Below are 26,050 nucleotides of genomic sequence, written 5' to 3'. Positions count from 1 at the left end.
CCCCCCGCCGGGGCGGCCGGGCTGCTGGTCTGACCCAGCTCAGTCGCGGGTCAGCTTGCGGTGGGTCACCCGGTGCGGGCGGGCGGCCTCCTGGCCCAGTCGTTCGATCTTGTTCGCCTCGTAGTCGGCGAAGTTCCCCTCGAACCAGAACCAGCGGGCCGGGTCCTCGTCGGTGCCCTCCCAGGCGAGGATGTGGGTGGCCACCCGGTCGAGGAACCAGCGATCGTGGGAGATCACCACGGCGCAGCCGGCGAACTCCAGCAGCGCCTCCTCCAGCGACCGCAGCGTCTCCACGTCGAGGTCGTTGGTCGGCTCGTCGAGCAGCAGCACGTTGCCGCCGCGCTTGAGGGTGAGCGCCAGGTTCAGCCGGTTGCGCTCGCCGCCGGACAGCACGCCGACCGGCTTCTGCTGGTCCGGGCCCTTGAACCCGAACGACGACACCCAGGCCCGGCTGGGCAGCTCGGTCCTGCCGACGATGATGTGGTCGAGGCCGTCGGAGACGACCTGCCAGACGTTCTTCTTCGGGTCGAGGCCGGAGCGGGACTGGTCGACGTAGGCGATGTCGACGGTGTCGCCGAGGATGAGTTCACCGGCGTCCGGCGTCGCCTGCCCGGTCACCATCGTGAACATGGTGGTCTTGCCGACGCCGTTCGGGCCGATCACGCCGACGATGCCGCCGCGGGGCAGCGTGAACGAAAGATCCTCGATGAGTAGCCGGCCGTCGAACCCCTTGGCCAGGCGGCGGGCCTCGATGACCTGGTTGCCCAGGCGCGGGCCGGGCGGGATCTGGATGTCCTCGAAGTCGCGCGGCCGGGCCTTGTCCGCCTCCGCGGCCAGCTCCTCGTAGCGGGCGAGGCGGGACTTGCTCTTGGTCTGCCGGGCCTTCGGGTTGGACCGGACCCATTCGAGCTCCTGGGCCAGCACGCGGCGCCGCTTGGCGTCCTTCTGGCCTTCCACCTTCAGCCGGGAGGCCTTGTTCTCGAGGTAGGTGGTGTAGTTGCCCTCGTACGGCAGCGCGCGTCCGCGGTCGAGCTCGAGGATCCAGCCGGCGACGTTGTCGAGGAAGTACCGGTCGTGGGTGACCGCGAGGACGGCGCCGGCGTAGCGGGCAAGGTGCTGCTCGAGCCAGGCCACGCTCTCGGCGTCGAGGTGGTTCGTCGGCTCGTCGAGCAGCAGCAGGTCGGGCGCCTCCAGCAACAGCTTGCACAGGGCGACGCGGCGGCGCTCACCGCCGGACAGCAGGGACACGTCGGCGTCGCCCGGGGGCAGCCGCAGCGCGTCCATCGCCTGGTCGAGCTGGCTGTCGAGCTCCCAGGCGTTCGCCGACTCGATCTTGTCGATGAGGTCCGCCTGCTCGGCGAGCAGCGAGTCGAAGTCCGCGTCGGGCGCGGTCATCTTCTCGTTGATCTCCTCGTAGCGGGCCAGCACCCGACGGATCTCCCGGACGCCGTCCTCGACGTTGCCGCGGACGTCCTTGGTCTCGTCGAGCGTCGGCTCCTGGGAGAGCATGCCCACCGTGTAACCGGGGCTGAGCGTCGCGTCGCCGTTACTCGGCTGGTCGATCCCAGCCATGATCTTGAGAAGGGACGACTTCCCGGCCCCGTTGGGACCCACCACCCCGATCTTCGCTCCCGGTAGGAACGAGAGGGTCACGTCATCGAGGATGACCTTGTCACCATGGGCCTTGCGCGCTTTGCGCATCTGGAAGACGTACTGCGCCATGAGTCAACCCTAGGGCATGGCCGCCGCGACCATCACGGCGGTGATCGGCGCCGTCCCCATCCCACCCGCATGTGCCCCGGACAGATCCGTGGGGGTAACCCCACCTCATCGCGGGCACGGACAACTGGTGGACGGACACCGTGGGGACTACGGCGATCGGCCGGGCACTGACGAGCGGCCGGGCACCGGCGAGCGGGACGGCCGCTGATGCGCGCCAACGACCATCGATTCGGCCTGGCGGCCGAGGCCTATGTCTTCGGCTATCCCCTGGTCTCCACCGTGCGTCTCGTCGATCGGTACGCCACGGCGGGGATCGGCAACGCCCCGGAGGCCGGGTACAACACCTTCTGCCATCAGCGCGACCTGCCCGGCCCGCGCTCCCTGTACGTCAGCGTGGAGGCGGACCTGCTGACGTCGATCGCGATGGTCGACCTCACCCCCGGGCCCATGATCCTGCACGTGCCCGGCTGCGGTGGCCGGCCGTTCGCCGTGGTCTGCACCGATGTCTGGCGCGACAACTTCGCCTACCTGGCGGGCGAGACGGATGTCTCGTACCTGCTCGTCCCGCCCGGCTGGAGCGGACGCACCCCACCGGACCTGCGCCGCGTCGAGGCCCCGACCAGGCTCATGACGCTGGTCGCACGCATCGGCCTCGACGACCCGCGCGAGTGCCCCGCCGTCTACCGGCTCCAGGACGGTCTCCGGCTGGAACCGTTGGAACCGGACACCCGCCGGGCGGAGGGGCCGCCGGAGAGCTCCAAGTCGGTGTGTGACGACCTGCGGTTCTGGGAGGAGCTGCGGATCTGGCTGCGGGCCTTTCCCCCGGCGCCGGCCGAGGCCGACTACGCCCGCCGTTTCGCCCCGCTCGGCATCTTCGAGGACCCGTCGCCGTACGTGGATCCGGATCCCTCGCTCGCCTGGTCGTTGCGTGGCGGGCTGCGCACGGGCCGCGACGGTGTCGAACAGGTCGCACTGGCCGGCCGCGCGCTGCGCAACGGCTGGTCGATGACCCCACACGCCCTCGATTTCAACCTCGACTTCCTCGGCCCGGGAACCCGGGACGAGCCGGCCTGGCGGATCGCGGACCGGGAGCAGGCCCGCCTCGCCCGGGCGATGGCCGCCCGCGCGCCGATCTTCCTGACCCACGGCTACCAGGCCACCCACGCGACCTGCCTGGTCGATGCCGACGGGCGCCGCCTGACCGGGGCTCATCGCTACACGATGGAGCTCGCGCCGCCGCCCCAGGCGGCCTCCTGGTCGCTGACGATGTACGACGCGCCCGACTACTACCTCGTCGACAATCCGCAGTCCCGCTACTGGTTGGGCAGCCGCAGCCGCAGCCCCGACCTGCGCCGCGATCGGGACGGTTCGGTCCGGATCCTCCTGCAGTGTGAGCCGCCCGCGGAGGACGACGACGGGGCCAACTGGCTGCCGGCCGCGCCCGGCGACTTCCGGCCGACGCTGCGGATCGACCATCCCGCCGAGGACCCGCTGCACGCCTTCACCCCGCCGCCCATCCTGCGAGTCGAGTGATCACCTCCGCGCGGCGGTGGCGAGGGTGATCCGCAACGGTGGCCTGGCGCCCGTGCCGACCTCGGCTGTCTGCCCGACCGATCCGAGCACCGTGACCGGCGGCGCCGTGCCGTGACGCGCCGGGGCCCGCGCCGTGTCCCGCCGGACAGGCAGGATCTGCTGGTCCACGGTCGATTCGTGACCGGCGCGGTCGGTTGCCCGCAGAACCACGCTCACCGACGTGCCGCGCCCGGTGGGCACGGTCCGCTCGGTGACCCGACCGGGCAGCCGGCCCGCCGCCGTCCCGGTCGCCGACCGGGCCCGCGCCGCCACCGTGACGTCGGCCGGGTCCAGCCCGTCGGCGTCCACGGACAGGGTCAGCGTGGTCGCGGCCCGCGGGTCGACCGGTACGGACAACGATCGCGTCCCGGCGGTGAGCACGAGGCGCGCGGATCTGCTGCGCGCCGGGGTGGCGTTCGCCCCGACCGTGATCGTCACGGGCACCTGGTCGCCGCTGCACGACGCGAGGCGCTCGACCCGGGCCGTCGACGGCGACCCGGGCAAACGGTCGTACGCCTGCGCCAGCCGCAGCAGGTAGGCCGGCCGACCGGGATGATCCGCCAGGACGGTGAGGTCGTCGACACCGCGGGCGACGGCGAACAGGACCCGACCGTCCAGATCCGGGCCGTTGGCCGCCACCGGAGTGGGATGCCCGAGGTACTTCGGGTTGGCCGCGACGAACACCAGCGGACGACCGGGCAGCCGGCTCAGCATGGCGCTCAGGTCCTTGTCGTTGCCGGTCAGAGCGAGGTTGTCACGCACGGCCCCGGTGAGAACGACTGAGGTGAGGGCGACAACGGCGGCGACCACCGAACCCAGCACGCCCAGGCCCACGCGCCGCCGCCAGGCGAGCAGTGCCGCCCCACCCGAGACGCAGCCCCACCCGCCGAGGTGCACGAGCGGGATGAGCACCGGAACGAGGTAGAAGGGCCCGACATAGCGGATGCCGCCCCACAGCTCGGCCGCGTTCCACGTGCCCCAGAACCCGATGTAGCCGAGCAGGAAGAGCAGTCCGCCCAGGCCGAGCATCGCCGCGGCGCCGTTGAGCCGCCGCCGGAGGGCGGCGATGATCGCCGCGACCGCGAGCACCACTCCCCCGCACGCCCATCCGCCGAGCAGCCACACGTGATCGCCGACGGACCGCAGGCCGTCCCCGAGGCCGAAGTGGTGCCAGCCGTCCTCTGGATACAGCTTGCGCCGGCCGAAGCCGAGCCGGTCGTCCGGTTCGAGCAGCGCGAACGGCAGGCGCAGGGCGTTCCCGGTCGCGGCCAGGTTCGTCAGCAGCGTGATGGCGAGCGGCGCGGCGAGACCGCAGGCCAGCCAGCGCAGCAGCCACCAGCGCCGGCCCGGGGAGGTCACCACCAGCCACACCGCGAGCGGCGCCAGCAGCAGCACGACGTCGTACGGCCGCACCGCCCCCGCGACCCCGAGGGCCAGCCCCGCGACCACGACCGGACGGGCACGGCCGCGCCGCCGCCCGCGCAGCACCCCGAGGACGCAGCCCTGCAACAGGACCAGCACCGGCAGGTAGCTGAGCACCATGGCGCTCTGCACCAGCACCAGCGGGGACAGTGCGAGCAGCGTCGCCGACAGAGCCGCGACCCGCCGGCTGCCCGACAGCTCGACGCCGAGGTGGTAGGTCACCACGACCGCCGCGCCGACGACGACGGCCAGCGCCGGATCGACGCTGCCGCAGACCACCAGCGCGAGCGCGAAGATCGCCGGCACGAAAGGCGTGTACTTCAGGACATAGTGATCGTCGACGACCACGCCCAGCCAGGGCACATAGGACTGCGCGGGATGCGGCGCACGCGGGAAGAGCCGGCCTTCGGCGAGGGTGCGCGCGTGCAGCAGGTAGATCCCCTCGTCGTTGTTGACCGACAGCACCGGGAACACCGTGTGCCGCAGCACGACGGCGGCGGCCGCCGCCAGCACCGCGAGGACGGCCACGTACCGCGCCTCACCCGGAACGGCGGCCAGGCGCCCGCGCAGGCCCAGCCCGGCGTGACCCGGCGCGGCGGCGTGCTCGGTGCCCGGCCGGGGCTGGACGGCCGGCGGCCCTCCCGGACCCGCCGCCGGGGGTACGGCCACGTCCACGGAAGCCGTGCCGTGATCGTCCGGTGGCTGGCGCGGCCGGGGCGTGGAACCACTCTCGCGCCGGCTGCTCACTCCCGGAACGCTACCCAGCCGCCCGCGTGCGGAGGACGGCAGGTCCAGTCGCCCACGGCGCGCACCACCACAATCACGGCCAAGGAGGTCAGCGGGCCCCGGCTGGCACCGGCGACCGCCGAGATGGCCCTGGCGCCTCCGTGGCGGGACCCCCGGACACGGCTGCCGCACGATGTCGCCCGTCACCCGCGATGCCCGTCACCCGCCGAGACCGAGGCGAGGGACGCCGCCCCGATCGGCAGGAGCTCCTCGGCCGCGGAATGCCCGGCGGGCCCGGCCTGCGGCGCCGGCCCTACCAGGACGTTCGCGAGCCGGGTGGCACCGCCCGCTGGCGCGGCCCCGACGGGTTCCGGCGCGGACAGGCCGCCGACCGTGGACGCGCCGAGATCCGTCAGCGGGCCCGCGCCCGCCTCGCCCGCCGGCTCGGCAGGCGTGGGCGAGGCCCCGGCCGGCCGGCGGGCGAGGCGTTCCGAATGGGCGGCGTGCCAGGTCAGCTCGGCGCCCACCGCGTCGGCGTCGATCTCATAGGTGACGCGCCGCTCTCCCTCACTCGTCTCGAAGGAGCGCTGCCGCAGCCGGCCATAGACCAGCGCGCGGTCACCGCGGCCGAGGCTCGCGGCCACGTTGTCGGCCAACTGCCGCCAGCACGACACCCTCAGGAAAAGCGTCGTTCCATCGACCCAACGGTTCTCGGCCCGGTCGAAGCGCCGCGGCGTCGAGGCCAGCCGGAAGCTGCACACGGACGCGCCGTTCGCCGTCGTCCGATGTTCCGGGTCGTCGACCAGGTTTCCGACGAGGGTGATGATCGTGTCGAGCATGGCTACTCCTCGGGACAGGGAGGGAGCGCGAAGACGCACTGACATGGCCGCGCGGGGTCCGGGACCGGACCCCGACGGAAAGGGACCAGGTAGGCAGCGGGTAGCTGGCCGCGGTCGTCTCCGCCACTGTGCGCCGCGGATCGGGAACGGCCAAGCCCGCCTGATCCGGCTGTGGACAACCATTTCTCATCCACAGCCGACGCATCCCCCGATCGGGCCCCAGAGCCCACTGCCCGAACCAACCAGTCCGCGCCGGTTCGGCCAGGTCGGGAACACCCACGGCGCATGCCCTGTTGTCGAGGGTCGGCGAGGTTGCGTGGCGGCACGTACTCGACCTATCGCGTGGCGCCCCCCGCCACCCGCCACCCGCCACCCGCCACCCGCCACCCGCCACCCGCCACCCGCCACCATGCGCCAGGGCCAGCCGACCACTACGGGCTCGCCCCGCCGCGTGAACCATGACCGTCGAAATCGTCCTAACCGGAGGACAGCAATGCCGACGACCACGACCAGCGAGACGACCGCCGCCGGGAGCGGCACCTTCCAGCTCGGCGGCGACCTGCCGGTCACCCGGCTCGGGTTCGGCGCGATGCGCATCACCGGCCCCGGCATCTGGGGACCTCCGGCCAACCCGAACGAGGCCCGCGCCGTGCTGCGCCGCGCGGTGGACCTCGGGGTGAACTTCATCGACACGGCCGACTCCTACGGCCCGCACGTCAGCGAGGAGCTGATCGCCGAGGCGTTGTACCCCTACCCCGAGGGCCTCGTCATCGCGACCAAGGGTGGCCTGACCCGGCAGGGCCCGAACCGGTGGCTTCCCGTCGCCCGCCCCGCCTACCTGCGCCAGCAGGTCGAGATGTCGCTGCGGCGGCTCCGGCTGGAGCGGATCGATCTCTACCAGCTGCACCGGATCGACCCCGACACCCCGGTGGAGGACTCCCTCGGCGAACTGCGGGCCCTGCAGCAGGAGGGCAAGATCCGCCACATCGGGCTGTCCGAGGTGAACGTCGCCGAGGTGGCGCACGCGCGCACCATCGTGCCGATCGTCAGCGTGCAGAACCGCTACAACCTCGCGTACCGGACCGCCGAGGAGCTGCTCGACTACGCCAGCCAGGAGAACATCGGCTTCATCCCCTGGGACCCGATGGCCACCGGCAAGCTCGCCCAGCCCGGCAGCGTCCTCGACTCCGCCGCGAAGGACCACCACGCGAGCCCGGCCCAGCTCGCCCTCGCCTGGCTGCTGCGCCGGTCCCCCGTCGTCCTGCCCATCCCCGGCACGTCCTCCGTGACCCACCTGGAGGAGAACGCCGCCGCCGCGGCGATCACGCTCACCGACGAGGAGTTCGACAACCTCGCCAAGCTCGCTTCCTGATCACCGGACGATCGCCGGCCACCTCGGCGGTCGACGCGCCGGGCCGGGGCCGTTCATCGCCCGTACGGGTGATGAACGGCCCCACCCGTACCCCATCCACACCTGGCATCATCGCACCGGGTCTGATCTTCGATCGGTCCATGCGAAGATCCGGATGACCATGTGTCCGATACCTGGCCCGGACTTGCTACCCTGAGTGCGGCCTGGCCGGTTGGCCCGTCCCGCCGCCAACGCGCCCGTAGCTCAGTGGATAGAGCGAGTGCCTTCTAAGCACCAGGTCGCAGGTTCGATCCCTGCCGGGCGCACTCGGGGATTGGCCTCGCATGCTGCGCCTTTCGATCCCCTCGTCATGTCTGCCGGGGGGCAGAGCCCCCCAGGGCGTAGCAATGCCAGTAGCCACGGGCATCGGGCGCGCTCAGGGCCGCGGGTCGGTCAGGTGCGGGAGCGAGGTGGGGCGGGCGGCAGCGATGCGGATCGAGCCGGCTGATGACGCCATGTTCCGCGAGCGTGGCTCCTGGCGTTACGACCCGCCCTACGACTTCTACGACGACGACGACGGCATGCCGGTAAAGAACCCCGAGCTTTTCTTCGCCGCGCGCGACGGCGGCGGCACCCTGATCGGCTTCTATTTCTTCGAGCCGCACGGCGACGCACTGTTCTACGGGCCAGGTCTACGACCCGACCTCACCGGCCGCAGGATCGGTGGGCAGTTCGTGTTGGCCGGCCTGGAATTTGCCCGCGCCCTCCATGGCCGGCGCCGCGTGGTGCTTGACGTCGCGGCTTTCAACGAACGCGCCATCCGCCTGTACCGGCGCCTCGGTTTCAACGAGATCGGGCGCCACACCATGACATTCGATGACTACGGGGCCATGGAGTTCGTCGAGATGGAAAAGCTCGACTGAACTCGATCGGGGTGGCGACCATTCACACAGACGGGATGCCGCGGGTTCTCGCCCATGTCACACCGCTCCCCGGCGGCGTTCCTCGGGGGTGGTGGGGTCGACCGGGGGCTCGGCGTCCGGGCCGTAGCCCGGGGCCCACAGGGTGCGCAGTGGTCTGCCGTGTGGGCAGGTGCCGTGCCTCGGCACCGATTCGACGGTGCCGGTCGCGTGGAGCTGGGCGCCGCGGCGGCGGCGGCACCTGTTGCAGGCCACCAGGGAGAGCATCGGCACGATGGCGTTCGATTCCTCGTCCATCATCATCCCTTCCTGGCGACCCGGCCGGTTCCTCTGCACACACCACAGGTCCGCTCCTGCGTTCCCCCGTAGCCACCGCCCTCGTCGGTTTCCAGCCGATCGGTCCGGATTTTTCCGGTGCCGTTGCAGGTGGTGCAGTCGGCGGTTTCGACGGGTTCCAGGTCGGCGATGCGACCGCCGCGTTTGTTGTCGTTCTTCGCGGTGTCCGGATCGACCTTTGATGCGGCGGAATCGTCCTTGCCGCCGCGTTTGACCCCGTCACGTCCGGTGGACGCCCCGCCTCTGGATGCGCCGCGCTTGTTCCAGGCCACAGCGAAAAGATTAGCCCGGACGGGGCGAACACCGAACAGCGAGAGCCGTCAGTGTCACGCTAAGAACGGTTTTGGGTCGCCTCGCCGCGGGCACTCCCGCCGAGCAGCCACCGACGGATGCCCCAACACCGGGCGGATGGTGGTGTGCTGGGGCATCCGGGGCGGGGCGGGGCGGAGCGGAGCGGCCGGCTCAGGTGAGGCGGGTCTCGTCGTCTTTGGCGTACGGGCGGATCTCCGTCAGGCGGCCGTCGCGGACCTTGGTCGTCCACTCCGGCTCGGACAGCAGTGCGCGGCCGAGGGCGATCAGGTCGAACTCGCCGCGGTCGAACAGGTCCACGAGCGGTTCGAGGCTCGTCGGTGCCACCTCGCCCTCGGCGCCCCAGAAGATCTTCTGCACGCCGACGGAGCCGATGGCGATGGTCGGCAGGCCGGTGAGGTGTTTCGTCCAGCCGGCGAGGGTGCGCGGGGAAGCGTCGAAGGCGGGCTGCCAGTAGCGGCGGGTCGAGACGTGCAGCGCGCTGACTCCGGCGTCGACGAGCGGGGTGAGCAGGGTGGCGAGCTCGTCGGGGGTCTCGACCAGGTTCGCGTCGAAGTAGCCGCCCTTCCACTGGGAGTAGCGGTAGATCACCGGGAAGTCCGGGCCGACCTCGGCGCGGACCGCGGCGATGACCTCGGCGCCGAGGCGGGCTCGCTGGGCGAGGCTGCCGCCGTAGCCGTCGGTGCGGTGGTTCGTCCGCCGCCAGAAGAACTGGTCGAGCAGGTAGCCGTGGGCGCCGTGCAGCTCGACGCCGTCGAAGCCGGCCTGTTGGGCGGCGGCTGCCGAGCGGGCGAAGGCGGCGATCAGCGCGTCGAGGTCCGCCTCCGTCGCCGCCTCGCCGACGACGGAACCGTCGGCCGCCACGCCTGACGGGCTGAGCACCGGCGCGTCCGGGTGCGGGGGCGTGCCGGCCGCGCGCGTCGCGCCGAGATGCCACAGCTGGGGCACGATGCGGCCGCCCTCGGCGTGCACCGCGTCGACCACGCGTCGCCAGCCGGCGAGCGCGTCGCCGCCGTACAGGCGGGGGACGCGGTCGCTCGCGCCGGCGGACGGGTGGTCGACGTAGGTGCCCTCGGTCACGATCAGGCCGACGTGCGCGGCTCGGCGCGCGTAGTAGGCGGCGACGTCCTCCCCGGGCACACCGCCCGGGGAGAACTGTCGGGTCATGGGTGCCATCACGAACCGGTTGGCCAGCTTGGCGCCCGCCAGCGAGAACGGCGTGAACAGTGGCGTCACGTCCGTTCCGGCCAGCGGGGCCGCGGCGCCGGCCGGCGACGCGGCGGAAGTCGATGTCACGGTCACCCGAGCTTCAATCCGGACGCCCGCGCCGCTGTTCCCCGGCCCCCACCGCAGGTCCTCACCCGGAGTGAGGAGGTATCGGCTCGGCCGGCGGTCAGCTCAGGAGGGCCTCGGCGAAGCGGCCGAGCCAACCGCCCGGACCGTTCCAGTCACCGAGGTTGCCCAGTACGACCTGGTCGGCACCGGCGGCGTGGTACTCGCCGACCCGGGCGACGATCGTGTCGAGGTCACCCCAGGCGACCACCGCGTCGACAAGCCGATCGGCGAGGCTCGCGAGCTCCGACTCGGAGAAGCCCATCCGCAGGAAGTTGTTGCGGTAGCCGGGCACGGTGGTGAGGAACCGCAGCGGCTGTCGGGCGATCTCCCGCGCGGTGTCCGCGTCGGCCCCGGGCACGACCGCCAGCAGGACGGCGAGGGCCTTGTCGGGGCCGAGTGTCGCCCGCACGCCCGCGACGTACTCCGGGGTCACCAGGTAGGGATAGGCCCCGGCGGCGCGCTCGCGGGCCAGGTTGAGCATGCCCGGTCCGAGCGCGGCGAGAATCCGGGACGCGGCGGGCACGACCGGCTCCTCGGAGTCCAGGCGGTCCAGGTAGGCGCCGAGGGTCCGCAGCGGGCGCGGGCCGTGCGCGCCACCGAGGCCGACGGCGAACCGGCCCGGCGCGGCCTGCTCCAGCTCCGCGTACAGCTGGGCCACCTCGGGCGCGGGCACCACGTCGACCGGGATGATCCCGCTGGCGACCTGGATGCGCTCGGTCCCGCGGACCACCGCGTCGATGGCGGGCAGGGTGTTGCCCTGCCCGCCGGGGAGCCACAGGGTCGAGTAACCCAGCGACTCCGCCTCGTGCGCGAAGGCGATGCCAAGGTCGTGGTCGTCTGTCGGCTGTGCGGAGTATGTGACGCCGACGGGTCCGAATGTCACCATGGCCTGCACAACATCGTCATCGGCCGGGCGTGTTCCACCGACACTCCGGTTTCCCTGGCATGAACCTGCCGGCCACGGCCGGGGCGCGGGCCAGCACCGGCCGGATCGGACGAACCGGGGACCGCTCAGACAAGGACGTCGTGGACCGTCACGGGGGTGAGGCCGGCGGCCCGCAGGTTCGCGACGATCCGGGGGAAGGCCGCGACCGTGCCGGGGTAGCCGAAGTGCATGCTCACGATCGAACCTGGCTGGACGCCGGCCCGAACCCGCGCGACGACGGCGTCGGCGCCGGGTGAGGTGTAGTCGAGCGGGTCGACGTCGAAGTCGACGACGGTGCGGTAGCCGGCGCTGCCCGCCTCGGTGAGGATCAGCGGGGTGGCGCTGCTCGTGCCGGACGGCCGGAAGTAACGACCCTCGGTCGGGGCCAGCCGGGCCAGGACGTCGCGGCACCCGGTGATCTCCGCGGCCACCTGCTCCGCCGGCAGCGCCGTGAGCGTCGGATGGGTCTGCGTGTGGTTGGCCAGCTCGTTGCCGGCCGCGAGGACGGTCGGGACGAGATCGCGGTGCTCGTCCAGCCACTGCCCGACCGCGAACACGGTGATCGGGGCGCCGAGCCGGGCGGCGTCGGCGAGCAGCTGGTGCGCCAGCCCGAGGTCCTGGCCGGCCTCGTGCGGCCCGAGATGGAAGGTCAGCGCGACGCTGGGTCGATCGCGGGGGCCGTGGGTGACGGCGGTCGCGGGGCCGCCCGGTACGAGCCCCGGCCCGGTACCCGCCCCGGGGCTGGGCGCGAGCGTCTGCGGGGATGGTGCCGAGGTGGGCGGCGCCCCGGCGACCGCGCTGGCGGCCGGGGACGTCGCCGGCGGCGAGCCGGCACAGGCGGAGAGCCCCGCGGCCGCGGCGGCGGCCGGGCCGGCGGCGAGGAACCCGCGGCGTGAGAGGTCGCGGCCGTTCGTTCCCGTCACGCCAGATATCCGATCATGTCCGCCTCCGCTTCGCTCCCGCGCGACCGTCCGGCGCCGGGCACCAAGTATCCCGACGCGCCGGCGGGCCCCGCCGGGTGCCTGCCGGGATGCTCGTGACCCACTGGTCCGCCGGTGTGGCGGAGCCGGGAACCCACCGCCGAACGGGACGCGGCGCGTGGGGCTACTCTGACGCGGTGCCAGACAGGGCCTCCTCCCATCCCCATCGTGCTCATCGCGCCGCCGCGGACGGATCCCGGCTGCCCGGCCTGCTGATAGCGGTCGGAGCAGTGCTCGTGCTCGCCCTGTTCGGCGTGTACCTCGTCGTCGACCCCGGCAAGGACTCCGACGCGAAAGCGGCGGCCACGACCGGCTCCAGCGCCTCCATGCCGATGTCGATGCCCATGCCCGCAGCCACCGCGGCGGCGGGCGTCGCGGGGACGACGGCGGCCGGGGGGGTCGACGTCTACGCCCATGCCCGCGCCGGGATGTTCAGCCCGATCGTGCGCGACGACCCGCAGTACGTCTACGTGCCGAACCTGGCCGACGGCACGGTGACCGTGATCGACCAGCAGACGATGCGGGTGATCGGCAGCTATGCCACCGGCAGCGAACCGCAGCACGTCGTCCCGTCGTGGGACCTGCGAACCCTGTGGGTGAACAACAACCGCGGCAACAGCCTGTCCCCGATCGATCCGCGGACGGGTCGGCTCGCCGGACCCGCGGTACCCGTGGCCGACCCGTACAACCTGTACTTCACCCCCGACGGCTCCTACGCGATGGTGATCGCCGAGGCGAACCACGACATCGACTTCCGCGACCCGCACACGATGGCCCTGCGGCACAGCCTCGACGTGGGCACGCAGTGCGCGGGCGTCAACCACGTGGACTTCTCGGTCGACGGCTCCTACGCGATCGCCACCTGCGAGTTCGCCGGGCGACTCGTCAAGATCGACCTTGTCCACCAGACCGTGCTGGGATATCTCGATCTGGGCCGCACCTCGGCTCCGCAGGACATCAAGATCGATCCGTCGGGTCAGGTCTGGTACGTCGCGGACATGAACGCCGACGGGGTCCACCTCATCGACGGCGACCACTTCACCAAGGTCGGCTTCGTCCGGACCGGCCCGGAGACGCACGGCCTCTACCCGAGCCGGGACGGCCGGTTCCTGTACGTGGCGAACCGCGGCGGGCAGATGGCGAGCATGAAACCGCCGTTCCCGCATGCCGGCGACCAGGGCTCCGTCTCGGTCATCTCGTTCGCGACCCGGTCGGTCGTGGCCACCTGGTCCATCCCGGGCGGTGGCACACCGGACATGGGCAACGTCAGCGCCGACGGGACCCGCCTGTGGCTGTCCGGACGGCGCAGCAACGTCGTCTACGTCTTCGACACCGGTGGCGCGGGCGGCGCGGACCCCAGCGCCGGCAAGCTCCTCACGAAGATCCCGGTGGGCCGTGAGCCGCACGGACTCACGGTCTGGCCGCAGCCCGGGCGCTACTCCCTCGGACACACCGGCATCATGCGCTGAGAGTCCGCGCGACACGCCTCGCCGGACGACCCCGGCGCCGCGCAACATCCGGGCGCCCACAGACCGTATTCGCCGTATCGGCCACCGCGGCGGCCTGCGTCATGCAGAATAGTGTGCGGCGAAGGCACACATCCGGCGACCGTACCCGGTCCGGGACAAGACCAATCGTCAAGTCAAGCACGCCGAAGTGGACGGTCGCGCGACAATGTGAGGAAGGTCTGCTCAGCCCTCACCTGAAGGTGCCATTCGGTTGATTGGATCGGCCGCAGGCGGTTCGCTCTGAGGAGCAAGGAAATCACTGCGAGACAGGTCGTACTCGGACGAATTGGGAGGCTGCCTTGTCGACTCGATGGAGCCCCAGGAAACGCACACGCACTCGCACGGCGGCAACGGTTCGGGAGACCGCCGGTGGCCCCGCGCCGCTGGTTTCGGCTGCCGCAGCCTGCCGCCGCCAGCAGATCCGACATATCGAGGTCGACCGGGACTGGCGGCGCTGCGGCGCGGCGGACGGGGGCTGTGGCGTCCTGCTCCCGCTGGGCCAGACCGTCTGCCCGCGATGCGGTCGGACGAACCGGGAGGACCTGCTTCCCCTGAACATCCGCCGCCTGCTGCCGACGCACGACGCGTACGAGCACGCCGTCGCGGTGCTGCGCGGCACGCTGGCAGCGCCCGCCGAACTGGTGGGGCAGGCCGAGCTGATGGGGCCGCCCGGACTGACCGAGCTGGCCGGACCGACAGGGCCGCCCGAGCAGGCGACCCCTGGCGCACGGGACATCCTGGCCATCGGCGCCCACCCCACGATGTCCTTCGGCGAGGTTGCGGCGACCGTCCCGGAACGCTGACCGTCCAGGCGACAGGCAGCTCCCAGGGCGCGCGGCGGCGCGGGACGGCGCGCGGCCGACCAGACCCCGCCACGCCTACCCAGGAAGGCCCTCAGCAGTGCGCGTGGGGCGGATACGGCGGCGGGCAGGGACCACCCGGCGGGGGACATCCGGCGCCAGTAGTGAGAAACCCAAAGGCAGCCGCCACGACGATCGCGGCCGCGGCCCGACGCCTCCCAGCGGGCCTTCTGTTTCTCGGACTGTTGGTGGATGGACGCATTACTCGACCCCTCCGACGTCGCCATCCCGATCGGACGCTTTTATAGCAGATCTGCCGCGTTTACCTACTCCGACGCGCCGGCCACGGTCCGTCCACCGGCGCCTTTCCCGCTAGTTCACGGGCCCGGCCCGGAGAAAAATTCACATTCCCGCCAGCCGGCCCGAAGCGGGCTTTCCCCCAACCAGCACGGACAGGACGGTCAGGGCAGCAACGGCCGCGGTGGACGTTCCAGCCAGTCGCACCAGGCGTCCACCCCGGCACCCGTACGCGCGCTCATCGCCAGCACCGAAACCCCGGGGTTGACCGCTTCAAGATTGCGCCGGAAGGCACTCAGATCGAAATCCAGATGAGGCAGCAGGTCAATCTTGTTGATGAGCAGGAGATCCGCCGATCGAAACATCACCGGATACTTCAGCGGTTTCTCCTCACCCTCGGTCACGGAGAACATCATGACCCGCAGGTCCTCGCCGACCACGAACTCGGCGGGACACACCAGGTTGCCGACGTTCTCGATGATGACGAGGTCGAGTTCGGCGAGCGGCAGGCGCGGCAGCGCCGAGGCGACCATCGGCGCATCCAGATGACACTCCCCACCGAACCCGTCGCCGGTGTTGACCAGCGCCACCGCCGCACCGAACCCGTCGAGGCGGTCCGCGTCCAGGCTGGTCTCGATGTCGCCTTCGATGATCCCGACCCGCCGCCGGGCGCAGAGCCGACGCAGCGCCTCGACGAGCAGGGTCGTCTTGCCAGCGCCCGGTGCGGACATCAGGTTCACGACGACGACACCGGCCGCGTCGAACGCCGCCCGATTCGCCCGCGCCGCCCGCTCGTTCTCCCCGAGGATGCGCTCGAGGACCTCGACCCGCTCCATCGCCGTGCCGTAACCCGAATGGTCCACCTGGACCTCCGCCGGGACCACCGGGCCGTGCGGGTGCTGACCGTGCTCGTGGGAGCCGGGGGGATGTGGATGGAAGCGGCCCATCTCAGCCCGCCGCCGGCAGGGGCTCGACGTCGAAGGAGGTGACCAGGAACTCCTCGCCGCTGATCAGGTCGACGTCCGCCGTCCCGCAGACGGGGCAGCAGATCGACGGCCGCACAAGCTCCCGCTGCTCTCCGCACCTGCGGCACCGCACCCGCGCAGGCACGCTCTCCACCTCCAGCACCGACCCCGTCAGCACCGACCCCGTCAGCACCGACCCCGCGAGCACCGACCCCGCGAGCACAGCCACGTCCACGGCCGGTTGGCCGGCACAGGCCAGGTCCCAGCAGTGGACGAGGGTCGCGGGCACGACCTGACGCAGCGCGCCGACCCGTAGCCGGACCCGGCTCACCCGCCGGCCGGCGGCATGTCGGCTGACGATGTCCGCGACCGATCGGCAGATGGACAGCTCGTGCATGGTCGAGTCCTCCCTGCCACGGCCGACGACGTCACGCACCGACGACGCCGCGCACTGTCGACGTTCATCACCGACGACGTTCATCACCGACGTCGTTCATCACCGACGTCGTTCATCACTGTCGCGGCGCCGGGTGGCCCTCGCCAAACGCCATCCCGCATAGGTGGCAGCCTCCGCACACGCCCCATCGGCGTCCCGTCCGACCGGACATAGCGTCGCTGTGCCGGCAGCCGGCCGCACCGGCGCGGCGGGCGGGACGACCCCACGCCGACGGCCGCCCCACCCGTGGTCGCGTCCCGCTGTCCTCCCTCGGGGCCGTCCACCGGCGGGCCGCCCGCCGTCGGCCGCCGTCGTTCCCCGGCGCGCGCCGGATGGCCACCGGCCCATCCGAGGAAGGACCACCGATGTCATCCGTGCTCTGGTTCCAGGGTGGGGCGTGCAGCGGCAACACGATGTCGTTCCTGAACGCCGAGGAACCCACCGTCATCGATCTGATCACGGACTTCGGGCTGGATCTGATCTGGCATCCGTCGCTGGGCCTGGCGACCGGCGCCCAGGCGCGGGAGCTGTTCTGGGACTGCGCCCGCGGGGTTCGTCCGGTCGACATCTTCGTCTTCGAGGGCTCGGTGATCCGTGGCCCGGACGGGCGGGGCACCTTCGACGTCTTCGCCGACCGGCCGATGCAGGACTGGGTGCGTGACCTGGCCGCCCAGGCCCGGATCGTCGTCGCGATCGGCGACTGCGCGAGCTGGGGCGGGCTGCCGGCGACCGCGCCGAACCCGACCGACTCGACCGGCCTGCAGTTCCACCGGCGCGACCCGGGCGGTTTCCTCGGCAGCGAGTTCCGCTCGCGGGCCGGCCTGCCGGTGATCAACGTGCCGGGCTGCCCCGCCCATCCGGACTGGATCACCCAGATCCTGGTGGCGCTGGCGACGGGGCGCGCGGCCGACATCGACCTCGACGACCTGCACCGGCCGCGGACGTTCTTCACGTCGTTCACGCACACGGGCTGCAGCCGCAACCAGTACTTCGAGTACAAGCAGTCGACGCTCAGCTTCGGTGACGGCACCCGGGCGGGCTGCCTGTTCTACGAGTTCGGCTGCCGCGGCCCGATGACGCACTCCCCCTGCAACCGGATCCTGTGGAACCGGCAGTCGTCGAAGACCCGCGCCGGCATGCCGTGCATCGGCTGCACCGAACCGGAGTTCCCGTTCTTCGACCTCGCCCCGGGCACGGTGTTCCGCACCCAGAAGGTCGCCGGGGTCATTCCGCGGGAGGTGCCCGAGGGCAGCGGTCACCTGGCCTACCTGGCCCAGGCGGCGGCGGCGCGGGCGGCCGCCCCGCCGTGGTCCAAGAAGGACATGTTCGTCGTCTGAGACCCCGCCACAGGCCCGACTGCCCGGCCGGGGAACCGGCGGACCAGCACACAGAAGAAATGAGTTCCGAGATGACGACCGTCGATCTCAACGTCAGCCCGATGGGGCGCGTCGAGGGGGATCTCGACGTCCGGGTCACGATCGACGACGGGGTGGTCAGCTCGGCCTGGACGTCCGCGGCGATGTTCCGCGGCTTCGAGATCATCCTGCGGGGCAAGGACCCGCAGGCGGGCCTGATCGTGACGCCGCGGATCTGCGGGATCTGCGGCGGCAGCCACCTCTACAAGGCGGCGTACGCGCTCGACGTCGCCTGGCGCACCGAGCTGCCGCGCAACGCCACCCTGATCCGCAACATCGCCCAGGCGTGCGAGACGTTGCAGAGCATCCCGCGCTGCTTCTACGCGCTGTTCGCCATCGACCTGACCAACCGCCGCTACGCCACGTCCCCGCTGTACGAGGAGGCCGTGCGCCGGTTCACCCCGTTCACCGGGACGAGCTACGGCCCCGGGGTGGTGCTGTCCGGCGCGCCGGTCGAGGTGTACGCGATCTTCGGCGGCCAGTGGCCGCACTCCAGCTTCATGGTGCCCGGCGGGGTGATCTGCGCGCCGACGCTCGCCGACGTCACCCGCGCCACCGCGATCCTCGAGCACTGGAAGACCGAGTGGCTGGAGAAGCGCTGGCTGGGCTGCGACGTGGACCGCTGGCTGGCCAACCGCAGCTGGGCGGACGTGCTGGCCTGGCTGGAGGAGAACGACGCGCAGCGCGACAGCGACCTCGGCTTCTTCCTGCGCTACTGCCTCGACATCGGCCTGGACCGCTACGGCCAGGGCGCCGGCAACTATCTGGCGACGGGCACCTACCTGCACCCCGACCTGTACGCGCGCCCGACGATCGAGGGCCGCGAGGCGGCGCTGATCGGCCGGTCCGGGGTGTACGCGGACGGCACCCATCACCCGTTCGACCAGGCCCGGGTGCGCGAGGACGTCACGCACTCCTACTACCGGGGCAGCTCCGCGTACCACCCGTTCGACGGGGAGACCGACCCGATCGACCCGGACGTCGGCCGGGCGGCCGGCAAGTACAGCTGGGCGAAGTCCCCCCGGTACGACGTGCCGGGGCTCGGCCACCTGCCGTTGGAGGCCGGTCCGCTGGCGCGCCGCGTCGCGGCCGCCGCGCCGGGAGCCGCCCCGCACCAGGACGACGATCCGCTGTTCGCCGACATCCTCGCCACGATCGGCCCGTCGGTGATGGTCCGGCTGCTGGCCCGGATGCACGAGGCGGCCCTCTACTACCGGTGGGTGCGGGGCTGGCTGGACGAGATCGACCTGCGCGAGCCGTTCCACCTGCCGCCGGCGGAGCTGGCCGAGGGTCGCGGTTTCGGCTCGACCGAGGCGGCCCGCGGCTCGCTGTCGGACTGGATCGTGCTGGAGCACGGAAAGATCGCGAACTACCAGGTGGTGACCCCGACCGCGTGGAACATCGGCCCCCGTGACGGCTCCGGCACGCCGGGCCCGATCGAGGCGGCCCTCGTCGGCACCCCGGTCGCCGACCCCGACGATCCGGTCGAGCTCGGCCATGTGGCCCGCAGCTTCGACTCGTGCCTGGTCTGCACGGTGCACGCCTACGACGGGCGGACCGGGCGGGAACTGAGCCGGTTCGTCGTGAACGAGGACCTGTGAGCGGCCAGCGGCCGCTGCCGGCCGGCGCCCAGGTGCGGCTCGACCCGCCGGGCGTCGAGCCGGCGCGCTGCGACGCGGCGGTGATCGGCTGCGGGAACCTGCTGCGCGGCGACGACGGGGTCGGCCCGATCCTCGTCCGCCGCCTCGCCGAGTCGGGGGTGCCGGCCGGCGTGCGCCTGGTCGACGGCGGCACGGCCGGCATGGACACGGCGTTCGCGATGCGCGGCGCCCGCCGGGTCGTGCTCGTCGACGCCGCCCGCACCGGGTCGGCGCCCGGCACCGTCTTCCGGGTGCCCGGCGAGGAACTGACCGACGTGCCGCTGCACCTGTCGTCGCCGCACGCGGTGCGCTGGGACCAGGCGCTGGCCTTCGGCCGCTGGCTGCTCGGCCCCGACTACCCGACCGACATCGTCGTCTACCTCATCGAGGCCGGGGCGCTCGTCCCCGGCACCGATCTCACCCCGGCCGTACGCCGGTCGATGGAGCGAGTACAGAAGATGATCATTGACGACCTCGCGAAGGACAGCCGCGATGGCTGAGCTCGACACCCCCGGCAGCCCCGACAACCCCGACAACCCAGACACCGCGGTCACGCCCACCGAGACCGACACCGAAGCCGATCCGCCGGCGGCGGCCGGTCCGCGGCTCGGCCGGCCCCAGCCGGTCGGCGTGTTCCCACTGCCCGCCGGCTTCCTGCTGGTCGCCGGCGGGGACGAGACGGCCGAGCTGCGCCGCACCCTCGCCGCCGGGCGGCACCCGGCCGCCTGGCCGCCGGAGCTGCGCGCGGTGGAGCTCGCCCACGCCGGCGACCTCCTCGGCGCGGCCGCCGCGATGACCGGCGACGATCCCGTCGACCGGTACAACCGGTTCGTGCTGCGCCCGGCGGGCATGCCGGTCGAGGATCCGGCTGCCCTGCGCGCCGCGCTGGGCCCCGAGCTCGGGGTGCTCGTCGACGTCGTCCGGTTCGCCCTCGGGGAGGTGGCCGAGGCCCCCCAGCGGGGGGGCGGGGCCGGGGGGGTACCCCCCCGGGGGTTCGCGGCGGGGGGGGCGGGCGCCCAGGCCGCCGGCGCCCCGCCGTGGCCGGGCCCCCCCGGGGGGTGGGGGCCGCGCCGCCCATGCTGGGCGGCGAGACCGGAGAGATCACCGCGCTGGTGTACGCGGCGTGGGCGGCGGCCGACATGGCGACGGGCGCACCGGTGACCGCCGCGCGGCGGCTGCGCGACGCCCTCGCGGCGGTCGGCCCGTCCTGCCCCGGGCTCGCCGCGCAGCTCATGTCCACCTCCGCCGACCTGCGCCGCAGTCTGGAGGGACCCACCGACGACGTGCTCGCCGAGCTGACCGCCGCCGCGGCCGCGCTGGACGCGACGGATCTGCTCGTCGCCCGCGCCGAACTTCACCTGGCCCTCGGCTCGGCCTGGCAGGAGCGGGCCGGCGGCGACCCCGCGGCGCTCGGCCCCGCGGTCGAGCAGTACCTGACGGTGCTGCGGCTGATCACCATCGACACGGCGGCGGAGGTGTTCGCCGCCGCGCAGGTCAACCTGGCCACCGCCTACCTGGCGATGCCGATGAACCAGGCCTCCGACCAGTTGCGCGTCGGCGTCGCCATCCAGGGACTGCGCACGGCGCTGACGGTGTACACGGCCCGGGAGCATCCGCAACCGTGGTCGAGCACCCAGTTGAACCTGGCCAACGCCCTGGTCTACGCGCCGTCGGCGCACCGGCGGGACAACCTGGTCGAGGCGGTTGCCCGGTTCCAGCAGGTCGCCGCGACCCGCGACCCGCGCGCCGACCCGATCGGCCACGCCCGGGCGCTGGCCGGGCAGGGCAACGCGCTGGCCCAGCTCGGTGCCTTCGAGCAGGCGGTACCGGTCCTGAACCGGGCCCAGACGATCTTCGGTGAGGGCGGCGCGGACGACGAGGCCGCCGTCGTCCGCGAGCTGCTCGAGGAAATCGCCCACCGGCGGCCCGCGAGCCGCCCCACGTGACGGTGCTGCCCGCGATGGCCGGCCGGTCCCGGCTGGCCGGCTGGCGGCCGCGGGTACGGCTCGGCGCGCCCGCTCCCGGCGGGCTGGCGCTGCCCGCCGCGCGGCCGTCGGCGTCGTTCCTGTACGCGCCGCGCGGGGTGTGGCTCGGCGACGACCTGCTCGTCGCCGCCGACTCGGGGAACCACCGGATCCTCGTCTGGCACGGCCGGCCCGAGCGCGACGGGACACCCGCCGACGTCGTGCTCGGCCAGCCCGACGCGGTCAGCGAAGGGCCGGCCGCCGGTGGCCGGGGCCCGGGCCGCGGCCTGCACCTGCCGACCGGCGTCCTCGTCACCGAGGGCCGGCTCGTCGTCGCCGACGCGTGGCATCACCGGGTCCTGGTCTGGGACCGCGTGCCCGAGACGCCGGACATCGCCCCCGACCTGGTGCTCGGCCAGCCCGACGCGGTGAGCGTCGAGGCGAACCGGGGTGGCGCCTGCGGACCGACGACCTTCTACTGGCCGTTCGGGGTGGCGCTCGCCGGCGGGCGCTTCTACGTCGCCGACACCGGCAACCGGCGGGTGCTCGGCTGGTCGGACGGCCTGCCGTCCTCGCCGGACACCCCGGCCGACCTGGTGTTGGGCCAGCCCGACCCGACGTGTCGGGCCGACAACCGCGGTGGGGCGCCTGGACCGGCGAGCTTCCGGTGGCCGCACGACGTCACCGGCTCCGCCTCGGCACTGCTCGTCGCCGACGCCGGCAACCACCGGCTGCTCGGCTGGTCCCCGCACCCCGCCGCCGACGGTGACGCGGACCTCGTCCTCGGCCAGCCCGACGCCGTCACCTGCGGCGAGTCGCCGTATGCCGCCGGCCGCGCCGACCGGCTGCGGTTTCCCTACGCCGCCGACTGGCAGGACGGTCTGCTGGCCGTCGCGGACACCGCCGACAACCGTGTCCTGCTCTGGGACGGACTGCTGGTGGACGGACCGGCCGGGGATCCGCCAGCGGGAGACGGGCCGGCGCGTGGTTCGGCGCCTCCCGCGGGTGCGGTGCTGGGGCAGCCGACGTTCGCCGAGATCGGCGAGAACCGGTGGACCGCGGTCGGCGCCGACACGTTCTGCTGGCCGTACGGACTGTCGCTGCGGGGCGACCGGCTCGCCGTCGCCGACTCCGGCAACAACCGGATCATGATCTGGGAACGGCAGCCGTGACGGCGCAGCCCGCCGGATCACCAGCCGGCCGACACGGGGCGACAACCGCGCTGGTGCGCCGCCGTGTCGTGGTCGAGGGGGTGGTGCAGGGCGTCGGCTTCCGGCCGTACGTGTACCGGCTGGCCCGGGAGCTGCGGCTGGCGGGCGCGGTCGGCAATGACTCGACCTCGGTCGTCATCGACGTCGACGGCACCGATGGGGACGTCGAGGAGTTCCTGCGCCGGCTCGCGCCGCAGGCGCCGCCGCTCGCCCGCGTCGACCGGATCACCGTCACGGAGCAACCCGCGGGTGCCTGGCCCGATCCGGGGATGACCGGTGGTCGGGTCGGAGGTGGGGTCGGAGGTGGCTTCCGGATCGCGGCGAGCACCGTCACGGCCGGGGCGCGCACCCTGCTGCCGCCGGACACCGCGGTGTGCGCCGACTGCCTGCGGGAGCTGTTCGACCCCGCCGACCGGCGCCACCGGCACCCGTTCATCACCTGCACGAACTGCGGCCCCCGCTTCACCATCGCCGCGTCGCTGCCCTACGACCGCGCGGCGACCACGATGGCCGGGTTCGCGATGTGCGCGCGCTGCGCGGCGCAGTACGCCGACCCCGCGGACCGCCGTTTCCACGCCGAGCCCATCGCCTGCCCGGACTGCGGCCCACAACTGTGGTTCGCCCCCGCGGGCCAGTCCGGCACCGGGCCGGATGGCCCGGACGGGCGGGTGCGGGGAACGGACGCGGCACTGGCGGCGGCCCAGCGGGCGCTCGCGGATGGCGCGGTAGTCGCGGTGAAGGGCCTCGGTGGCTACCACCTGGCCTGCGCCGCCGACGACGAGGCCGCCGTCGCACGGCTGCGCGCCCGCAAGGGCCGGCCCGAGCGGCCGTTCGCGGTGATGGCCCGGGACCTCACCGCGGCGCGCTCCGTCGCCCGGCTCACCACGGCGGCGGCGGACCTGCTGCGTTCGCCGTCGGCGCCGATCGTGCTCGCCCGGCGCAGGGACGCCGGCGCGCTGGCCGCCGGCGTCGCCCCCGGCAGCCCGTTGATCGGCGTGCTGCTGCCGTACACGCCGGTGCACCACCTGCTGTTCGCCGCGGTGCCGGGCGGCGGCGCGGCGCCGGTGCCGGCGCTGCTGGTGCTGACCAGCGCCAACCTCGCCGGCGAGCCGATCTGCTTCGACGACACCGAGGCCGTGGCCCGGCTGGGCGGCCTCGCGGACGCGTTCCTCACCCACGACCGCCCGATCCTCGCGCCCTGCGACGACTCGGTGGTGCGCTGCGACGGCGACGAGGTGATCCCGCTGCGCCGCTCCCGGGGTTACGTCCCGCTCGTGGTCGAACTGCCGGGGCCGGTCACGCCGGTCCTCGCCGTCGGCGGCGAGACCAGGAACGCGTGCTGCGTGACGGCCGGCGATCGGGCGATCATGTCCCAGCATCTCGGCGACGTGGGCAGCCTCGCGGGCCTGGCCGCCCTCGACCGGGCCGGCGCCCGGCTGGCCGACCTGCACGGCGTCGAACCGCGCAGATTCGCCGCCGATCCGCACCCCGGCTACGCCTCCCGGGCCTGGGCGGTGCGCACGGCGGCCGCGTCCCGCGCGCGCGAACCGTCCGACGACGCCGGGCTGGTCCTCGTGCAGCACCATCACGCGCACACCGTCGCGTTGCTCGCGGAACATGGCCGGCTCGGCGAACGGATCCTCGGGATCGCCTTCGACGGCACCGGCCACGGCCCCGACGGCACGGTCTGGGGCGGCGAGGGCCTGCTCGTCGGGCCGGACGTCGCCGCCGTCGCCCGGGTCGCCCATCTCCGCCCGGTTCCGCTGCCGGGCGGAGACGCCGGCGTACGCAACCCGTGCCGGGTGGCGCTGGCGCACCTCGCGGCGGCCGGGCTGCCCTGGTCCGGGTGGCTCGCGCCGGTCCGGGAGTGCGGCGAGGAGGAGCTGCGCGTCCTGCGCGCCGCGTTGGACCGGGGACTGGCCTGCACGCCGAGCAGCAGCATGGGCCGCCTGTTCGACGCGGTCGCGGCGCTGCTCGACGTGCGCCAGCGCACGACCTACGAGGCTCAGGCCGCCCTCGAACTGGAGGGCCTCGCCGCCGACACGCTCCACTCCGACCTGCCCACCGCCCACCGCCCTGCCGCCCCCGCCCCCGCCGCCGCCGCCGCCGGGAGGCTCGCCTTCGGGCTCGCGGACGGGGTGCTCGACCCGGCACCGCTGCTCGCGGGCATCGTCGCCGGGCTGCGGGCCGGGATCGCGCCGGGTCTGCTCGCCGGCGCCTTCCACCTCGCCGTCGCCGAGGCCGTCGCCGCCGTCGCCACCGCGGTGCGCCACCGGCACGGCGTCGGACTGGTCGGGCTGACCGGCGGCGTCTTCGCCAACACCACGCTGCTGCGGGCCTGCCGCGACCGGTTGGAGTCCCGCGGCTTCGAGGTCCTCGTCCACCACGTGGTGCCGCCGGGCGACGGCGGGCTGGCGCTCGGCCAGGCCGTCGTCGCGGCACTGGGCGGCACCACGACGGGCGTCACCACTACTGGGTGCGGCGTTCCGGCGCCACCCATCGACGAGAAGGGACCCTGACCCCATGTGCCTGGGCATTCCGGGCCGGATCACCCAGATCTGGGACGACCGCGGCACCCGGATGGCGCTCGTCGACTTCGGCGGCGTCACCCGCACGGCCTGCCTGGCCTACCTGCCCGGCGCGACCGTCGGGAACTACACGATCATCCACGCCGGGTTCGCGCTGACCGTCGTGGACGAGGCCGCCGCGCACCGCACGCTCGCGACGTTCCGGGAACTCGGCCTGCTCGCCGACGAGCTCGGCGAGCAGCCCGAGGCCAACGAGGTCCGACGATGAAGTACCTGACGGAGTTCCATGATCCGGAGCTGGCCCGCCGGCTGCTGGACAGCATCGCCGCGACCGCGACGCGGCGCTGGACCCTGATGGAGGTCTGCGGCGGCCAGACCCACGCGATCATCCGCCACGGGCTCGACCAGCTTCTCGCCGACCAGGTCGAGTTCATCCACGGCCCCGGCTGCCCGGTCTGCGTCACCCCGCTGGAGATGATCGACCGGGCGCTGGCGATCGCCGCCCGCCCCGAGGTGATCTTCTGCTCGTTCGGGGACATGCTGCGGGTCCCCGGCAGCGAGACGGACCTGTTCTCGGTCCGCGCCCGCGGCGGTGACGTCCGAGTGGTCTACTCGCCGCTGGACGCCGTCAAGCTCGCCGAGGCGCACCGCGACCGGCAGGTGGTGTTCTTCGCGGTCGGCTTCGAGACGACCGCGCCGGGCGCCGGGGGGGCCCCGCCGCGCCGCCCGGGGGGGGCCCCCCCGCCCCCCCCCCCGCCGCCCCCGGGGCCGCCACCCCTGGGCTCCACCCCGCGCGGGTCCCAGGTGGTTACTCCGAACCACCCCGGTTTGCACAGCATGAACCGGTAT

24 protein-coding genes and 1 tRNA gene are annotated in these 26,050 nt (G+C 73.2%); 15 read left to right on the top strand and 10 right to left on the bottom strand.

The window, feature by feature from the left end; genetic code table 11:
• Window positions 1-39: 39 nt before the first annotated feature.
• Window positions 40-1,722 carry an energy-dependent translational throttle protein EttA gene (gene ettA, locus MXD60_RS19820; RefSeq protein WP_248820820.1) on the bottom strand — a complete coding sequence of 561 codons (1,683 nt, stop codon included), beginning with the start codon at window positions 1,720-1,722 and terminating at the stop codon, window positions 40-42.
• 207 nt (window positions 1,723-1,929) lie between these two features.
• Between ettA and MXD60_RS19815 the strand changes: the two genes are divergently transcribed.
• The gene (locus MXD60_RS19815; RefSeq protein ID WP_248820819.1) at window positions 1,930-3,255 is read left to right on the top strand and encodes a DUF1254 domain-containing protein; all 1,326 of its coding nucleotides are present in this window, start codon (window positions 1,930-1,932) and stop codon (window positions 3,253-3,255) included.
• Here MXD60_RS19815 and MXD60_RS19810 read toward each other — a convergent pair whose 3' ends face one another.
• Together MXD60_RS19810 and MXD60_RS19805 are read right to left on the bottom strand one after the other, a co-directional pair.
• Window positions 3,256-5,391: a DUF7846 domain-containing protein gene (locus MXD60_RS19810; RefSeq protein ID WP_248820818.1), complete on the bottom strand. Its 2,136-nt coding sequence runs from the start codon at window positions 5,389-5,391 to the stop codon at window positions 3,256-3,258.
• A gap of 254 nt (window positions 5,392-5,645) precedes the next feature.
• Window positions 5,646-6,281 (bottom strand): single-stranded DNA-binding protein, encoded by a 636-nt coding sequence (locus tag MXD60_RS19805; protein WP_248820817.1) that lies wholly within the window; start codon window positions 6,279-6,281, stop codon window positions 5,646-5,648.
• Window positions 6,282-6,774: 493 nt separating this feature from the next.
• On the opposite strand from MXD60_RS19805, the gene MXD60_RS19800 reads away from it, so the two are divergent.
• The 3 genes from MXD60_RS19800 to MXD60_RS19790 all read left to right on the top strand — a co-directional run bounded on the left by MXD60_RS19800 (window position 6,775) and on the right by MXD60_RS19790 (window position 8,555).
• Window positions 6,775-7,653, top strand: a complete 879-nt coding sequence (locus MXD60_RS19800; protein ID WP_248820816.1) for an aldo/keto reductase — start codon at window positions 6,775-6,777, stop codon at window positions 7,651-7,653.
• A 232-nt stretch (window positions 7,654-7,885) separates the two neighbouring features.
• Window positions 7,886-7,958, top strand: a tRNA-Arg gene (locus MXD60_RS19795).
• Window positions 7,959-8,120: 162 nt separating this feature from the next.
• On the top strand, window positions 8,121-8,555 hold the full coding sequence (locus tag MXD60_RS19790) for a GNAT family N-acetyltransferase (RefSeq protein ID WP_248820815.1): 435 nt from the start codon (window positions 8,121-8,123) through the stop codon (window positions 8,553-8,555).
• 57 nt (window positions 8,556-8,612) lie between these two features.
• Here MXD60_RS19790 and MXD60_RS19785 read toward each other — a convergent pair whose 3' ends face one another.
• The 5 genes from MXD60_RS19785 to MXD60_RS19765 form a co-directional block, all read right to left on the bottom strand.
• On the bottom strand, window positions 8,613-8,849 hold the full coding sequence (locus MXD60_RS19785) for a hypothetical protein (RefSeq protein WP_248820814.1): 237 nt from the start codon (window positions 8,847-8,849) through the stop codon (window positions 8,613-8,615).
• A 2-nt stretch (window positions 8,850-8,851) separates the two neighbouring features.
• A complete protein-coding gene (locus MXD60_RS19780) occupies window positions 8,852-9,160 on the bottom strand; it encodes a hypothetical protein (protein ID WP_248820813.1) in 309 nt (102 codons plus the stop codon).
• A 190-nt stretch (window positions 9,161-9,350) separates the two neighbouring features.
• Window positions 9,351-10,499: an NADH:flavin oxidoreductase gene (locus MXD60_RS19775; protein ID WP_248820812.1), complete on the bottom strand. Its 1,149-nt coding sequence runs from the start codon at window positions 10,497-10,499 to the stop codon at window positions 9,351-9,353.
• A gap of 91 nt (window positions 10,500-10,590) precedes the next feature.
• The gene (locus MXD60_RS19770; RefSeq protein WP_248820811.1) at window positions 10,591-11,418 is read right to left on the bottom strand and encodes a TIGR03620 family F420-dependent LLM class oxidoreductase; all 828 of its coding nucleotides are present in this window, start codon (window positions 11,416-11,418) and stop codon (window positions 10,591-10,593) included.
• A 125-nt stretch (window positions 11,419-11,543) separates the two neighbouring features.
• Window positions 11,544-12,380 (bottom strand): polysaccharide deacetylase family protein, encoded by an 837-nt coding sequence (locus MXD60_RS19765; RefSeq protein ID WP_248820810.1) that lies wholly within the window; start codon window positions 12,378-12,380, stop codon window positions 11,544-11,546.
• 194 nt (window positions 12,381-12,574) lie between these two features.
• Here MXD60_RS19765 and MXD60_RS19760 point away from each other — a divergent pair, with 194 nt between their 5' ends.
• Both MXD60_RS19760 and MXD60_RS19755 read left to right on the top strand, forming a co-directional pair.
• Window positions 12,575-13,906 carry a YncE family protein gene (locus MXD60_RS19760; protein WP_248820809.1) on the top strand — a complete coding sequence of 444 codons (1,332 nt, stop codon included), beginning with the start codon at window positions 12,575-12,577 and terminating at the stop codon, window positions 13,904-13,906.
• Window positions 13,907-14,244: 338 nt separating this feature from the next.
• Window positions 14,245-14,748 (top strand): hypothetical protein, encoded by a 504-nt coding sequence (locus MXD60_RS19755; protein ID WP_248820808.1) that lies wholly within the window; start codon window positions 14,245-14,247, stop codon window positions 14,746-14,748.
• 458 nt (window positions 14,749-15,206) lie between these two features.
• On the opposite strand, the gene hypB is transcribed toward MXD60_RS19755, so the two are convergent.
• A complete protein-coding gene (hypB, locus tag MXD60_RS19750) occupies window positions 15,207-15,905 on the bottom strand; it encodes a hydrogenase nickel incorporation protein HypB (protein ID WP_248820807.1) in 699 nt (232 codons plus the stop codon).
• Between the two features lie 85 nt (window positions 15,906-15,990).
• Window positions 15,991-16,488, bottom strand: coding sequence for a hydrogenase maturation nickel metallochaperone HypA (locus MXD60_RS19745; protein WP_248820806.1), 498 nt, complete (start codon window positions 16,486-16,488; stop codon window positions 15,991-15,993).
• Window positions 16,489-16,808: 320 nt separating this feature from the next.
• On the opposite strand from MXD60_RS19745, the gene MXD60_RS19740 reads away from it, so the two are divergent.
• The 9 genes from MXD60_RS19740 to hypD form a co-directional block, all read left to right on the top strand.
• Window positions 16,809-17,780, top strand: a complete 972-nt coding sequence (locus tag MXD60_RS19740) for a hydrogenase small subunit (RefSeq protein ID WP_248820805.1) — start codon at window positions 16,809-16,811, stop codon at window positions 17,778-17,780.
• A gap of 71 nt (window positions 17,781-17,851) precedes the next feature.
• Window positions 17,852-19,459 carry a nickel-dependent hydrogenase large subunit gene (locus MXD60_RS19735; protein WP_248820804.1) on the top strand — a complete coding sequence of 536 codons (1,608 nt, stop codon included), beginning with the start codon at window positions 17,852-17,854 and terminating at the stop codon, window positions 19,457-19,459.
• Window positions 19,456-19,998, top strand: coding sequence for a hydrogenase maturation protease (locus tag MXD60_RS19730; RefSeq protein WP_248820803.1), 543 nt, complete (start codon window positions 19,456-19,458; stop codon window positions 19,996-19,998). Before MXD60_RS19735 ends, MXD60_RS19730 begins: the two co-directional genes overlap by 4 nt.
• Window positions 19,991-20,659, top strand: coding sequence for a hypothetical protein (locus tag MXD60_RS19725; RefSeq protein WP_248820802.1), 669 nt, complete (start codon window positions 19,991-19,993; stop codon window positions 20,657-20,659). Before MXD60_RS19730 ends, MXD60_RS19725 begins: the two co-directional genes overlap by 8 nt.
• Window positions 20,575-21,444, top strand: coding sequence for a hypothetical protein (locus MXD60_RS19720; RefSeq protein ID WP_248820801.1), 870 nt, complete (start codon window positions 20,575-20,577; stop codon window positions 21,442-21,444). The genes MXD60_RS19725 and MXD60_RS19720 overlap by 85 nt, the downstream gene beginning before the upstream one ends.
• Window positions 21,441-22,634, top strand: coding sequence for an NHL repeat-containing protein (locus tag MXD60_RS19715; RefSeq protein ID WP_248820800.1), 1,194 nt, complete (start codon window positions 21,441-21,443; stop codon window positions 22,632-22,634). The genes MXD60_RS19720 and MXD60_RS19715 overlap by 4 nt, the downstream gene beginning before the upstream one ends.
• Window positions 22,631-25,192 (top strand): carbamoyltransferase HypF, encoded by a 2,562-nt coding sequence (gene hypF / locus MXD60_RS19710; RefSeq protein WP_248820799.1) that lies wholly within the window; start codon window positions 22,631-22,633, stop codon window positions 25,190-25,192. The genes MXD60_RS19715 and hypF overlap by 4 nt, the downstream gene beginning before the upstream one ends.
• 4 nt (window positions 25,193-25,196) lie before the next feature.
• Window positions 25,197-25,469, top strand: coding sequence for a HypC/HybG/HupF family hydrogenase formation chaperone (locus MXD60_RS19705; protein WP_248820798.1), 273 nt, complete (start codon window positions 25,197-25,199; stop codon window positions 25,467-25,469).
• A partial coding sequence (hypD, locus tag MXD60_RS19700; protein WP_248820797.1) for a hydrogenase formation protein HypD occupies window positions 25,466-26,050 on the top strand: 585 nt, incomplete at its 3' end. The genes MXD60_RS19705 and hypD, both read left to right, overlap by 4 nt.

This window comes from Frankia sp. AgB32 (assembly GCF_023243045.1).
GTDB lineage: Bacteria > Actinomycetota > Actinomycetes > Frankiales > Frankiaceae > Frankia.
This window is presented reverse-complemented; position numbering and strand designations above follow the sequence as displayed.

Coding starts and splice junctions, on each gene's coding strand:
- ettA (WP_248820820.1), bottom strand. CDS start 1,722: ATGGCGCAGTACGTCTTCCAGATGCGCAAAGCGCGCAAGGCCCATGGT.
- MXD60_RS19815 (WP_248820819.1), top strand. CDS start 1,930: ATGCGCGCCAACGACCATCGATTCGGCCTGGCGGCCGAGGCCTATGTC.
- MXD60_RS19805 (WP_248820817.1), bottom strand. CDS start 6,281: ATGCTCGACACGATCATCACCCTCGTCGGAAACCTGGTCGACGACCCG.
- MXD60_RS19800 (WP_248820816.1), top strand. CDS start 6,775: ATGCCGACGACCACGACCAGCGAGACGACCGCCGCCGGGAGCGGCACC.
- MXD60_RS19790 (WP_248820815.1), top strand. CDS start 8,121: ATGCGGATCGAGCCGGCTGATGACGCCATGTTCCGCGAGCGTGGCTCC.
- MXD60_RS19785 (WP_248820814.1), bottom strand. CDS start 8,849: ATGGACGAGGAATCGAACGCCATCGTGCCGATGCTCTCCCTGGTGGCC.
- MXD60_RS19770 (WP_248820811.1), bottom strand. CDS start 11,418: ATGGTGACATTCGGACCCGTCGGCGTCACATACTCCGCACAGCCGACA.
- MXD60_RS19745 (WP_248820806.1), bottom strand. CDS start 16,488: ATGAACGTCGTCGGTGATGAACGTCGACAGTGCGCGGCGTCGTCGGTG.
- MXD60_RS19740 (WP_248820805.1), top strand. CDS start 16,809: ATGTCATCCGTGCTCTGGTTCCAGGGTGGGGCGTGCAGCGGCAACACG.
- MXD60_RS19735 (WP_248820804.1), top strand. CDS start 17,852: ATGACGACCGTCGATCTCAACGTCAGCCCGATGGGGCGCGTCGAGGGG.
- MXD60_RS19725 (WP_248820802.1), top strand. CDS start 19,991: ATGGCTGAGCTCGACACCCCCGGCAGCCCCGACAACCCCGACAACCCA.
- MXD60_RS19720 (WP_248820801.1), top strand. CDS start 20,575: ATGCTGGGCGGCGAGACCGGAGAGATCACCGCGCTGGTGTACGCGGCG.
- MXD60_RS19705 (WP_248820798.1), top strand. CDS start 25,197: ATGTGCCTGGGCATTCCGGGCCGGATCACCCAGATCTGGGACGACCGC.